Here is a 12,500-nt window from a genome sequence, read left to right as displayed (position 1 = left end):
TTATTTTTATAGATTTATAACCACATTGCTATATTTCATTGCATTTTTCTCAAACATATAGATTCAAATCTAAAGGCTTCTTATTTTTTTTGATTCTTAATACGTGTTTAAAATTATTATAGTTTTCAATTCTATTACTTAACTACTTAAATTCGTACAAAAACTGAATAGATATGTCTCAAAAAAAAAGACCTGACCATATAGTTTATGATGAGACTTCTGGAAAATATGATGCTTCATTAAAAGCTTACGGAACCAACGTGGGTGCTCCTGCAATTAAGTCTACAGACACTGTTGCATGGAAAAATAGAAGCATCAGCAAAGTGAATCATAAGGTAGAAGCTAAATTTTTAGAACTCAAGGCTGAGTATGAAAAAATGATGCGTGAATTTGAATACAATCAACAAATATTTAATGCTAAATTTAGCTTTGAACCTGTAGTTGGAGAAGTTTATCATCTATACAAAAGAGAAAATGATGAAACTTTTCTGTCCATGATAGCTCCCAACCAATGCAAGTTTAACCATCTAGGTAGTTTTTACTTGAACGCAGATCAGATTTGGGAAAAAATTAATGACACCCCATAGGAATCAAATGCACTCTTAAACTTAAGTTGGAAGGCGATACAAAAGCAACTCCTAAACCCAAACCTCTTAGTATAAATAAACCCCCAACAATTATCAATACAAAAGGAATTGCTATTTTAAAAAAAGTTCTGAATTTTGGAGTACATAAAATTCTAGCTCCCATCAAAACCATCATTAATGGGATGGTTCCTAAACCAAAAAACAATATATGTAAAAACTTAACTACATATAAAATCTCTTATACGATGGATTTTACGTTGAATCAAACTATAATCTACTCAATAGAGTAGATTTTGTAGTTTCGAACTCCTCTACAGTAATAATTCCTTTATTTTTTAAATCAGCAATTTTTTCTAATTTTAAAAATATATCTCTTTCTACTATTTCATCAGCTCCCGTGGTTAATTCTTGAGCTACTTCTGTAAACTGATGATTGATTTCATTTGTATGTTGTATAGAATGAGGAACTACCGGTGTTGCTTTTTCCTCGCCAGACACAATTGGTAAAGTGCCTAAATCTACTGTACCATATTGACTGGTAAATGTAACGGAATAATTACCTCCTTGCTGCTGACCTGTACCTCCAATTTGATGATCTAAAGTGTTGAATACGGTTACTTTTCCGTTTTCTTGAATTGCCAAACGTGCAATATTAGAAAAAATAGCATAGCTAGTATTATTTTGGCTCCCTGTAGAATTAGGAAACCCTAAGTCTCCCCACCAATTACCAACATTGGCTCCTTGATTATTATTACTACTTTGAGGTATAGGCTTATACTCTATCAACCCTTGACTCATCATATTAGATAACTCGTTACACAATGAATCTACCGTATTCTTAAGTTGGTAATTAAACATATCTCCAACCATAGTCATACCTCCCTGCATCCATTGACCACCTCCACCTAGTTCTGGAACATAAAACTGTGCCATAGTACCATTACTTAGCATCAAAGCATGTGTTAAATCTGTAACAGCATTTACGCTAATACCATAACGGTTTGCTATGTTGTCCATATTTTGAAAACTAGCATCTGTGAATATTGCATTCATATTTTGTTCCTTGTTAATTAGGTTGATGGCAAAGATAGTCATTAGTTAATGCTCACTCCTCATTTATCTCATCTGTTTTACAATTAAAAAAGCTGTATTCCAAGCTTTTAAATCTTAACACGTTAACCTTTTTTTGATTAGTCAATATCAAAATAAGAGCATTCAGTTAATTATTTGATTCTTTTTCCTAAAATATTGGTTGCAAGGGTTACAAATGCAACAATAGTGATTGAACTTAAAGGCATTAAAACAGCTGCTATTAATGGCGTTAACTTTCCTAGAATTGCAAAATACAGCCCCACAATGTTATAAAGTATTGATAAAACAAAACTAAGTTTGACCACGAGTAAACTTTTACCACATAGATTAATAAATTTTGGTAAATCAACTAATTGCGTAGCATCAATAATAGCATCGCTCGCTGGAGAAAAAACATTTACATCTTCCGCGACTGCTATTCCCACTTGTGCTTGTAATAATGCTCCTGCATCATTTAAACCATCTCCTACCACTAACACACTTTGTCCGTTTTTCTGACTTGCTTTAATACGGTTTAACTTATCGTGAGGTGATTGATTAAAATAGAAATTTGTTTTGGGAGTTAATTTATTTTTTAAAAAAGAAAAAGCCGCATCGTTATCTCCTGATAAAATATGAACCTGATACTCCCTAGACAGATTATTTAACATCTCTAAAATATTCGTTCTGTACTGATTTCCAAATTTAAAATACCCCTTTACCCTATTGTTTATGGAAACATATACCCTGCTCTCTGTTTCTGTACCAATTAGTTGCTTATCAACAAATAGGGCAGATCCTATTTTATAATTTTGTTGATTATAAACCGCTTGTAAACCTTTTCCTTCTAGCTCCTTAAAATTAGATAAGCTAACTACATTGGCTTTCAGTTTTTTAAACAGTGTCCTACTCAACGGATGATTTGAATTTCTTACCAACGACTTAATGACCGACAAATCTGTGCTACTCATTTCTTCTCCACAGTAACTATAATCTTGATTGTTTCTACTTGTTAATGTTCCTGTTTTATCAAAAAACATAATTTTGATAGCTGCCAAATTTTCTATAACAGAAGTATTTTTTAAATAAAAACCTTTTTTTCCTAAAATTCTCAAAACATTCCCCAAAGCAAATGGAGCAGATAAGGCCAAAGCACATGGGCATGCTACAATAAGTATAGACGAAACTACATTAACTATTTGGGAGCGGTCTACAAAAAACCAATACAAGGAAGAAATAAATGTAACCAATAACAATCCCCACGTAAAATATCTACTCACGTTATCTATTATATGGGTTAACATCGATGTAGATGGATAAGAGTTTTGACTCCACAGTTTTGTTAAATAACTCTGGTCTACAGTTTTTGTTACCTGTAGGGTAATGGTAGTCCCCTGTTGTTTTCCTCCAGCAAAAACCTTGTCTCCAGATTGTTTACTTACTAAATGGGCTTCTCCTGTTACAAAACTATAATCTAATAAAGGTTTTCCTTTTAATACAATGCCATCTGTTGGAATAATTTCTTCGTTTCTAATCAATAGAATATCATTTTCTTGAACTTCGTTTACAGGTACCACTCTTTCTTCTCCATTTTTAGAGTAGTAACAGCAATGGGGAAATAAGATTTGAAATCTCTTTCAAAAGACAAAAAATCATACGTTTTTTTCTGAAAAAAACGACCTAACAACAAAAAAAAATCAAACCTGCTAAACTATCAAAATAACCTTGACCTGTTTGTGTAAAATATTCGTAAGCGCTTCTTACAAACAAAACCGCAATACCCATGCTAATAGGAACATCAATATTCAGAATCCTTTTTTTTAACCCCTTATAAGCAGAAATTAAATATTCGTTCCCAGCAAAAAAAACGACGGGTAAAGAAAACATAAACATCAAAAAAGCGAAAAAAGGCTGGTATTTTGTAAGCCAAATATCTAGCTTACCAAAATAATCTGAAAAAGACAAAAACATGGTGTTTCCAAAGGCAAAACCAGCTACAGCTAATTTATAGGTACTCGTTCTATTCGTTTGTTGTTTCTTTTCTCCGTCCTCCAAGCTTATATAAGGTTCGTAACCAATAGAAGCTAACAAAGTTACTAAGGCTTTTAAATTGGTATTGACACCATAAGTGATTTGAACCGTTTTTTTAGAAAAATGAACCCTAGAGTTCATCACATCTTCATTTAATTTTTGTAAATTTTCCAATACCCAAACACAAGAACTACAATGAATTTTTGGAATGTACAAAGTAACGACCTCAATACCATCTTCTTTAAAATCCAACAGTTTTCCTACAACAGTTGGGTTTTCCAAAAAATTATATTTTCCAGCAAAAAGTTCAGGATTAGAACCTGGTGTGGTGTCTAAATGGTAATATTCCGAAAGTTGATGATTACTAAAAATTTGATATACCGTTTTACATCCGTTACAACAAAACTTTTTTTCATCATACAAAACCAAACTATCTGTAGCTTCGTCACCACAATGGTAACAAGTTGCATTGTTCATATTTATCTCTTAAAGGGGAGATTAAAATTATAATGCGTTGAGCATTGTAAAAATAATATATGTCACCTCTGTCCTTTTAAACAAAACTGACTACAATTTTAGGTGATGTTTAGTACATTTGTATAGACTAAACTTTAATTTTTTTTGTTGTGAGTAGATGTGAACATTGTTTAATTAAACAATTTAATAACTTAAATGCTTTAAGTAAAGAGGAGTTAACCAAAATTTCTGACTCTAAAGATGTTCATCTATTCAAAAAAGGAGAGGTTATTTTTAACGAAGGTAAGTTTGCCTCTGGTGTTTACTGTATTAAAGATGGAGTTTGCAAATCTTCCCAACTAAATGCCAACGGAAAAGAACAAATTGTAAAATTCACTAAAAAAGGAGATTTAATTGGTTATCAATCTGCTATTACCAACGAACCTACTACGATAACGGTTACCGCACTAAGCGACGTTTCTACTTGCTATATTCCTCAAGAATTGATAAAAAAGCCCTTAGATGAAAATCCTAAGTTTTCATCGGCAATGTTTAAAACTGTTTGCAGCGATTTAAAGGAGGCTAATAATGCTATTACCAATATTTCTACCAACACAGTTCATCAGCGTATGGCCGATATAATTCTGTTTTTAAAAGAAACGTATGGAATGACAGCAGACGGTACCATAAAAGTTCAGTTAAGCAGAAAAGAAATTGCTAGTGCCGTGGGTACTGCAACAGAATCTGCCATTAGAACTCTCTCTACTTTAAAAAAGCAAAATTTGATAGGTTTAAACGGTAAATCTATCACTATTTTAAACGAAGCTGAGTTAAAACACATGGCAGACGGTATCTAAACTAAACCAGCAAACATTCCCTTTTTTTTATATCTTTTATTTTCAAAAATTACTAGAAAATGAAAGATACCCTTCTCTCTATAAAAGAGCTATCTAAAAAGCTTTTAAAAGAGGATATTTCTAAAGAAGAAATACAAAACACCATCCATCGTATTTACGATTATTTTAAATCTGTTACCGCTATTTCTGGGTACGATAAAGAATTAAAACACTTAGCTGCCATTCCTACTGCATCTGGAATGGCTTTGGGCTTAAATCATGCTGCGTTGTGTTTGTTAGATTACCACAGAACTTATTTATTTTTTAAAGGAGTTATGAAAGCCATTGAGGACAAACGAAAAGAACATCCTACCAAAATCATACAGTTTTTATATGCAGGTTGTGGCCCATATGCTCCTTTTGTGAATATGGTAGCACCATTATTTTCTGCTGACGAAGTGCAGTTCTCTTTACTAGATATTAATCAAAATGCTATTAATTTTGCCAAACAAATTATTGCTGACTTAAGTCTCGAAAACTATATAAATAACTACTTTGTTGCAGATGCTATTACCTTTAAAATTCCTAATAATGCTCATTACGATATTGTTTTTAGCGAAACTTTAGATGCGCTACTTTACAGAGAATCGTATGTACCTATATTGGGAAATTTGTTATCTCAGCTAAATAAGGATGTGAAAATAATTCCGCACAACGTGATCGTAAACTTTAAGGGTACATATCACGAAGTATCCAAGGGAGAAGAACTCATTGATACTATTTTTTATACTAGAGACAGTATTGAGCAATTCTCAAACATACTCCCCCCTGTATTTCCCGCAAAAGAAATTGAGTTTGATACTAAGAAAAATTACAAAAGTGTAATTATTGATACATTGGTAAATGTATATGATGATATTTGGATTAAAAGAGGAGAATCCTCCCTTACATTACCTTACGAAATGATTGTAGAACAGCCAATATCATTCAAAAAAATAATTTTTAATTATCAAATAGCACCTTCTGTAGAATTAAAACTAAAGTACCAATAATCGCCATGAATACAACAACTATTAGTACCGATAGAATAAAGCTCCCTTTTAATTTTGATATAGACAAATTGGTTTATGAATATCACGAGCTGAAACTTGCAGGTTTTGAATATTACAATGTAGTACAATTGAGAGCTCCTGCACATATGGTAGACTCTTCAGTTCCTTTTCCCCCTCCTGCGGATGATTATGCCGATGGATCTTGGACGGAATGGTTAGACACTAAAGCTTTGAAAAACGCTCCTTATCTAAATGAAATTATAGATTTTTTTAAGCAACACACCACGGTTACTTTAGTCAGACTACTGCGTTTGGCTCCAAAGTCTGTGGTACAAGAACATACGGACCCTACCTTGGGTTTAGAAATAGAAAAATCGGTAATTAGACTTACCATTCCCATGATTAATAGTGATGATGTTCAATTTTTATTGAATAACACACCCGTAAAAATGAAACCTGGAGAATGTTGGTATTTACGTTTAACAAATCCACACAGAGTAATTAATAATGGAAATGACGAGAGGGTGAATTTAACGATAGATATGATTCCTAACCAGTGGTTAAAATCAATCATAGAAAAAAGCGCACAAAACAAGTAGGAACGTGGACTAAATTTAGCTAACTACTCATCATTATTAATATCCTATAAAATAGATGACAGCTATCATTTGTAAGTTGAATTATCCATATTTAACTCTAAATACCACTAAGTGTACTCAATTAAATTTCAATTATTGACGAGTATCAATCTTAACCACTAACTGGCTCATAAAATAAAAGCCTTTTTGATGTTAATTTTGAGGTAGTAATCACTTAAAATAAAGAATAAAATGAATACACTAGAGAAAACAAAACCTTTTGCAAAACTAGGATATACACATTTAGAAACGGCAGAAATAGTTTCATCATTAAATAAACTATTAGCTTCCTACCACGTACATTATCAAAAATTAAGAAATTACCACTGGAGTGTGGTGGGACCAGATTTTTTTGATATCCATGAAAAATTTGAAGAACAATATGATGTTGTTAAAGTTAATATTGATGACGTAGCAGAACGAATAAGAGTTTTTGGAAAAAAACCTACAGGTACACTTAAAGAATATTTAGAAGAATCTGAAATACACGAGATTTTAGCTCCGCTAACAGCCACAGAAATGGTACGTGAAATTTTAAGTGATTTTGAAATTCTACTGAATTTAATGAACGAAGTCATTGATTGCGCACATAATATTAACGACCGAGGAACAGACGACATGATCAAAGGATTTATTGTACAAATGGAAAAAATGCACTGGATGTTAACCTCATTTAGTAGAGAAGAAAAAAGTGTTTTAAAATAAACACTTTTTTTTTGAATAAATTATAAACCCAAATTTCAAGAAAATGAGCATTATTGGATCTGTCATAAAAACAGCTATCAACACATTAGACACTTTTACCTCGTCTCCTGAAAATGTTTTTAAAGCACAAGAAGAACAGTTGAGAAAATTACTAACCTCTGCTAAAGACACTTCTTTTGGTAAATATTATAACTTTTTGCATATTTTAGATAGTGATGACATGGTCAAAGAATATCAAAATAGTGTTCCTATTTACACCTACGAGAACATCAACGAAAGATGGTGGTTGAATCAGCAAGTAAACCCTGACATTACTTGGCCTGGCAAACCCAATTTCTTTGCCAAAAGTAGTGGTACTACGGGTAAAAAAAGCAAGAGAATTCCTGTAACTAACGACTATATTTCCGCAGTAAGAAGTGTAGGAACTTCTATGATTAAAGACTTGTCTAACTTTGATTTTCCTACTGAGTTATTTGAAAAAGAAATATTCATGTTAAGTAGTTCTGCAGACCTAGACGAAAACGAAAATGGATTTTTGGAAGGGGAAATCAGTGGGATTAACGTGAGTAACTTTCCAGATTGGTATGATACTTTTTACAGGCCTGGAAAAGAAATTGCTACCATTGATGACTGGGACACAAGAAAAGCTGCTATTGCTAAAGAAGCTCCAAATTGGGATATTGGTGCTATTGCCGGGATTCCATCTTGGGTGTTAGAAGTTTTAAAGGAGATTATAAAAGTGAATGATTTAGACAATATACACCAAATTTGGCCCGACTTTAAAGTTTATGCCAGTGGTGGAGTTGCATTTGAAACTTATAGAAATTCTTTTGATAAACTGTGTGGAAAAAATATTACAGTCTTAGATACTTACCTAGCATCTGAAGGGTTTATAGCTTACACCGCAAGGCCAAATACAATGAGTATGAAACTTGCCATAGAACACGATTTATTTTTCGAATTCATTCCTTTTAATAGTTCAGGATTTGACGAATCGGGTAATTTACTTGAAAACCCTAAAGTCATCGCTATTGATCAAGTTGAAGAGAATGTGGATTATGCTTTGTTAGTTTCTACACCATCCGGAGCATGGAGATATATGATTGGAGATACTGTTACATTTACTAGCGTAGAAAACTACGAGATTAAAATTACTGGGAGAACCAAGTTCTTTTTAAATGTGGTAGGTTCTCAGTTATCAGAAGAAAAATTGGATGCGGCTATTTTAAAATTAGCGAGCAAATATAATGTAGATATTAATGAATATACCGTTGGAGCGGTTAAAAATGAGAAAGATGAATACTTCCACCAATGGGTATTAGTTACTGATGATCAGTTAGACAGCAAACTATGCGAATCGTTTTTAGATAAAAAGCTGCAAGAAGTTAATAAAAACTACAAAGTTGCAAGAAATAAAACTTTAAAGGGTATTGAGGTAACAGTAATTAGTAAAGAACAGTATCACGGATATTTAAAAGCAATGAAAAAAAATGGTGGGCAAATTAAGACACCTAAAGTGATGAAAGAAGAAAAACTAAAGAAATACCTGGAATACTTAAAAGGATAAAAATAAAAAAAGCTAGAATGTAAATTTCATTCTAGCTTTTCTTTTAGTGTAAGAGTTCTGTTGAATCTATGTCATCATCATTCTCCGCCATTTTTTCTAAAGTTTCAAGTGGCAGGTAATATGTATTGATATTTTTTAAATACTTTTCTGTAAACAATTCGCTGTACAGAATATACTTTTTTGTGGCTATTAACTCTTTTCTAAATCCTCTTTTAAAAGCAATATAATCGGCATTGTGCTCTACTTTTTTCTTGAATTTTTTGCTGCTGAAATATCTAATTCCATACCATAACATGCCAGAGTTGGAATGTTGCTCGTAGTCTTCTACATGCCCTAATTCATGTGCAAACCACCCTTGTAATACTTCTGAAGGTACTTCTGACAATTTAATATCAGTGTCTTTCAAATAAATACCCATTTCTATTTTGTAGGATTTAACTCCATTAAATAATGACGAAAAACTAATTTTAGGTTGTGCTTGCATAGTAGTACTCCCCATATTCTTTTGGACAAGCTCAATGTGGTATTGATGTAAATTTTTATATTTAGAAAAGACTTTATGAAAGCTGTTTTTTATCACAGAATCTTGTATGTTGGTAAATTGTATTTTCATCATTTTAATGCTATCGTTAGGGTTTGTTTTTCCACCTCCATTCATGGCCACAACAAATAGTGTTATTATGATTAGAAGCGCTACGTAACGATGTTTTTTTCTGCGAATCATATTTTATTTTCCAAGAACAATTTATCTTTAAGATTGTGAACCATAATCATTGCTATGGCTGTGATGGGTAATACCACAATCATTCCAATTACTCCCCACAATTGTTCTCCAACAATCAGCATTATTAATGCAAAAAGTGGATTTAAATTTATTTTATCTCCTATGATTTTAGGTGTCAAAAAGTTTCCTTCTATAAACTGAATCACACCAAACAAAATTGAAATTGAAATCAATTGTGATATCGATTGCTGTGTTACAAAAGAAACAAAAAGTACCATTAAACTCCCTATAACCACTCCTATATAAGGAATAATTGCCAATAAAGATGCGATAAACCCTAACGCAAAAGCATAAGGGACATCTATAATAAGTAGTCCTATTCCATTGGCCAATCCTAATAGTAAGAAAATAATGAGCATACCTTTTAAGTAATCTTCAACTAAAGTTGACGTTTTTGCAAAAACTGGGTTTGGATTGATTTGCAACGGCAACAAAATCTTTTTTATAAATAATTTAATCTTGTCTTTGTATAACATGATTAAAAATATATAAAGTGGAATTAAGGTAACATAGGTGATAAAAACACCCAAGTCCCCTATGAACGATAGTAAAATACTTGATCCAGATTTTATAATTTCTTCAGAATTCTCTTCTGTAGTTTCCACAAAATCTATGTTTCTGATACCTAAAGCGCTTTCTAGAGAGTTTTCGAATTGTCGTAATAATACTGACATTTTATTGCCTATATCAGGATGCGTATCACAAAAATCAATTAACTGATAACCGATTACGTAAAAAACACCAAACACTAGTGAAAAAAAAATTACGTTAACCAACGTAACTGCTAGTATATTAGACTTTACTATTTTTTTGACCTTGGCTAGTAAAGAACTTAAAGCTGAACTAACGAGTAAGGCTATCACTAGCGGAGCTAATATAAACTTACACTTTATTAAAATATACACTGCCGCTATTAAACTTATTAGTGCACTTGCAGCATATTGAACGTAATTTAATCTTATGAACTTCATTAACGTTTTTTAAGGTTGATAGCAAAAGCCTGTAAATGTCTAAATATAGAACTAACTGACTTTAATCTATCTAAATAAATACTCAATCTGCTAAAGCCTGTACTGAACTTAAGAATACTTCTTTTGGATAATCCGATTTTACTCAATAACCCAGATGCCATAACTATTTCTAGTATACTAGCAGGTTTTTGAAGCTGAACTTTAAGGATTTTTTCTTGTAGTTCTATCTCTTTAATTAGTATTTGTTTATGTATATAAAATTTTGCTTCTTTCATGCTGTCTAATTTTTATTGAGGAATATTTTTATCTAAAAATTTTCTTAACATCAGTGCAATAACTTTGCTTTTATACAATAACGTTGTTAACATAACAATCAAGAGAAATAGCGCAATTATTAAAAACCCTATATAAGTACTCTGAAATAACTCATTTAAATACATTGAAACCCCTAAACCTGTGAATATGAAAAAAATAAAAAATAAAAATGCTACAAATAATTTATAAGCTATTTTAGTTCTTACCTCTCCTACTTTCTCTACAATTTCAAAGTGTAAAAGTTTTTTTTGTAATTCAAAATATTTTAAAATATCGTCTTTCATAGTACTTTTAGTTTAGCTAGAGATGTTAATCTCTTTTAGTTGTTTTTCCAAAGAGGCTATTTTGTCTCTTAATACAGTTATTTTCTCAGAAGCATAATCTTCTCCTTTGGCTACCAAACTCAAAATTTCGTTTTTCAATTCGGTTATTTTATTCAAAATACTTTTTTGAGTTTCAACACCTTTTTGAGGTGCAAATAAAATTCCTGCTGTTGCTCCAATAGCTAATCCTGCTAATAAAGATGTGATAATTTTTCCTGTTGTAGAACTCATGGTTTAATTTTTTGGGTTAATAATTTACTAATCTTCTTTTTTATAGTCCATTGTATTTTTAATCATCTCAGAAACTTGATTTGGATTAAAATCCAATGTTCTGATAGGGAATGGAATTCCAATATCATTTTTATCAAAAGCTTTCTTCAATGAGATAATAGCATCATTTCGAGCCTTTAAAAATCCCGGCTGATCGTTTACTTTTATCCAGAAGTACAGCGTGAAATTAATTGAGCTGCCACCATATTCATTAAAAAATATGTTTACGTCTTTGTCTGTATTCACAAAGTCCAGTTCTTTTATTGCTGCCTCACCTGTTTCTTTTACAAAAGATAGATCAGAATCATAAGCAACTCCACAATTAATTTCTACCCTTCTGTCAGGTAATGAAGTATAATTAATGATTTTGTTTTGAAAGACATCCTTGTTGGGTATGATAATTTCTTGTCCATTAAAGGAGTGCATAACAATACTACGTAAACTGATTTGCTTGATGATTCCCATTTGATCGGAAGTTTCCACAACGTCATCAATTCTAAAGGGTTTTTTTACTGCCATAAAAACTCCAGAAATAAAGTTGGTGGCCGTATCCTGAAAAGCAAAACCTAAAGCCAATCCTATTACCCCTGCACCTGCTAATAATGACGTAACTGCTTTATCCAATTTTAACACACTCAAGGCAACAAAAAGTCCTATAGCATATATAATGAAGAAAGCTATAGTTCCCATTAATTTTGTTAAGGCTCTGTTGTCTGTAATTTTTCTACTACCTCTAATAACAAGCATTCTTATTAGTCTGGCTACAAAGTAAAATAGAACTAAAAGCAAAATACACAAAGCTAAATTGGGCAACATTTCTATGAAAGACTCTGCCCAAGTAACTATTTTGCCCTTTATCAATTTATAAGGTTCTGTAATGTCAAAGTTTTCCAT

The 12,500-nt window shown here is 31.8% G+C and carries 16 protein-coding genes; 6 read left to right on the top strand and 10 right to left on the bottom strand.

Features of this window, described 5'->3' with window-relative positions; all coding sequences use genetic code 11:
• Positions 1–173 precede the first annotated feature (173 nt).
• Positions 174–587 carry a DUF2452 domain-containing protein gene (locus ACXGQW_RS11230; RefSeq protein WP_457822911.1) on the top strand — a complete coding sequence of 138 codons (414 nt, stop codon included), beginning with the start codon at positions 174–176 and terminating at the stop codon, positions 585–587.
• Here ACXGQW_RS11230 and ACXGQW_RS11225 read toward each other — a convergent pair.
• The 4 genes from ACXGQW_RS11225 to ACXGQW_RS11210 form a co-directional block, all read right to left on the bottom strand.
• On the bottom strand, positions 571–792 hold the full coding sequence (locus ACXGQW_RS11225) for a hypothetical protein (protein ID WP_457822910.1): 222 nt from the start codon (positions 790–792) through the stop codon (positions 571–573). The genes ACXGQW_RS11230 and ACXGQW_RS11225 overlap by 17 nt on opposite strands.
• A gap of 62 nt (positions 793–854) precedes the next feature.
• Positions 855–1,640 carry an SHOCT domain-containing protein gene (locus ACXGQW_RS11220; RefSeq protein WP_457822909.1) on the bottom strand — a complete coding sequence of 262 codons (786 nt, stop codon included), beginning with the start codon at positions 1,638–1,640 and terminating at the stop codon, positions 855–857.
• Between the two features lie 170 nt (positions 1,641–1,810).
• Positions 1,811–3,235 carry a heavy metal translocating P-type ATPase gene (locus tag ACXGQW_RS11215; RefSeq protein WP_457822908.1) on the bottom strand — a complete coding sequence of 475 codons (1,425 nt, stop codon included), beginning with the start codon at positions 3,233–3,235 and terminating at the stop codon, positions 1,811–1,813.
• Between the two features lie 103 nt (positions 3,236–3,338).
• Complete coding sequence (locus ACXGQW_RS11210) at positions 3,339–4,166, bottom strand: heavy metal translocating P-type ATPase metal-binding domain-containing protein (RefSeq protein ID WP_457822907.1); 828 nt, start codon at positions 4,164–4,166, stop codon at positions 3,339–3,341.
• A gap of 149 nt (positions 4,167–4,315) precedes the next feature.
• Here ACXGQW_RS11210 and ACXGQW_RS11205 point away from each other — a divergent pair, with 149 nt between their 5' ends.
• The 5 genes from ACXGQW_RS11205 (at position 4,316) to ACXGQW_RS11185 (ending at position 8,943) form a co-directional block, all read left to right on the top strand.
• Positions 4,316–5,002, top strand: coding sequence for a Crp/Fnr family transcriptional regulator (locus ACXGQW_RS11205; RefSeq protein WP_457822906.1), 687 nt, complete (start codon positions 4,316–4,318; stop codon positions 5,000–5,002).
• Between the two features lie 59 nt (positions 5,003–5,061).
• Complete coding sequence (locus tag ACXGQW_RS11200; RefSeq protein WP_457822905.1) at positions 5,062–6,033, top strand: phytanoyl-CoA dioxygenase; 972 nt, start codon at positions 5,062–5,064, stop codon at positions 6,031–6,033.
• A 5-nt stretch (positions 6,034–6,038) separates the two neighbouring features.
• Positions 6,039–6,632, top strand: a complete 594-nt coding sequence (locus ACXGQW_RS11195; protein ID WP_457822904.1) for an aspartyl/asparaginyl beta-hydroxylase domain-containing protein — start codon at positions 6,039–6,041, stop codon at positions 6,630–6,632.
• A gap of 231 nt (positions 6,633–6,863) precedes the next feature.
• Positions 6,864–7,376 carry a Dps family protein gene (locus ACXGQW_RS11190; RefSeq protein WP_457822903.1) on the top strand — a complete coding sequence of 171 codons (513 nt, stop codon included), beginning with the start codon at positions 6,864–6,866 and terminating at the stop codon, positions 7,374–7,376.
• 43 nt (positions 7,377–7,419) lie between these two features.
• Positions 7,420–8,943 (top strand): GH3 family domain-containing protein, encoded by a 1,524-nt coding sequence (locus ACXGQW_RS11185; protein ID WP_457822902.1) that lies wholly within the window; start codon positions 7,420–7,422, stop codon positions 8,941–8,943.
• 43 nt (positions 8,944–8,986) lie between these two features.
• On the opposite strand, the gene ACXGQW_RS11180 is transcribed toward ACXGQW_RS11185, so the two are convergent.
• The 6 genes from ACXGQW_RS11180 to ACXGQW_RS11155 are packed head-to-tail and all read right to left on the bottom strand — an operon-like array spanning position 8,987 to position 12,500.
• On the bottom strand, positions 8,987–9,667 hold the full coding sequence (locus ACXGQW_RS11180) for a hypothetical protein (RefSeq protein WP_457822901.1): 681 nt from the start codon (positions 9,665–9,667) through the stop codon (positions 8,987–8,989).
• Positions 9,664–10,698: an AI-2E family transporter gene (locus ACXGQW_RS11175; protein ID WP_457822900.1), complete on the bottom strand. Its 1,035-nt coding sequence runs from the start codon at positions 10,696–10,698 to the stop codon at positions 9,664–9,666. The genes ACXGQW_RS11180 and ACXGQW_RS11175 overlap by 4 nt, the downstream gene beginning before the upstream one ends.
• Positions 10,698–10,973: a hypothetical protein gene (locus tag ACXGQW_RS11170; protein ID WP_457822899.1), complete on the bottom strand. Its 276-nt coding sequence runs from the start codon at positions 10,971–10,973 to the stop codon at positions 10,698–10,700. Before ACXGQW_RS11170 ends, ACXGQW_RS11175 begins: the two co-directional genes overlap by 1 nt.
• A 12-nt stretch (positions 10,974–10,985) precedes the next feature.
• The gene (locus tag ACXGQW_RS11165; protein WP_457822898.1) at positions 10,986–11,297 is read right to left on the bottom strand and encodes a hypothetical protein; all 312 of its coding nucleotides are present in this window, start codon (positions 11,295–11,297) and stop codon (positions 10,986–10,988) included.
• Between the two features lie 12 nt (positions 11,298–11,309).
• Positions 11,310–11,567 carry a YtxH domain-containing protein gene (locus tag ACXGQW_RS11160; protein ID WP_457822897.1) on the bottom strand — a complete coding sequence of 86 codons (258 nt, stop codon included), beginning with the start codon at positions 11,565–11,567 and terminating at the stop codon, positions 11,310–11,312.
• 27 nt (positions 11,568–11,594) lie between these two features.
• On the bottom strand, positions 11,595–12,500 hold the full coding sequence (locus tag ACXGQW_RS11155; RefSeq protein WP_457822896.1) for a mechanosensitive ion channel family protein: 906 nt from the start codon (positions 12,498–12,500) through the stop codon (positions 11,595–11,597).

The organism is Wenyingzhuangia sp. IMCC45533 (assembly GCF_054111225.1).
Note: the sequence above shows the minus strand (reverse complement) of the source record. Positions and strands in the feature narration are given on the sequence as shown.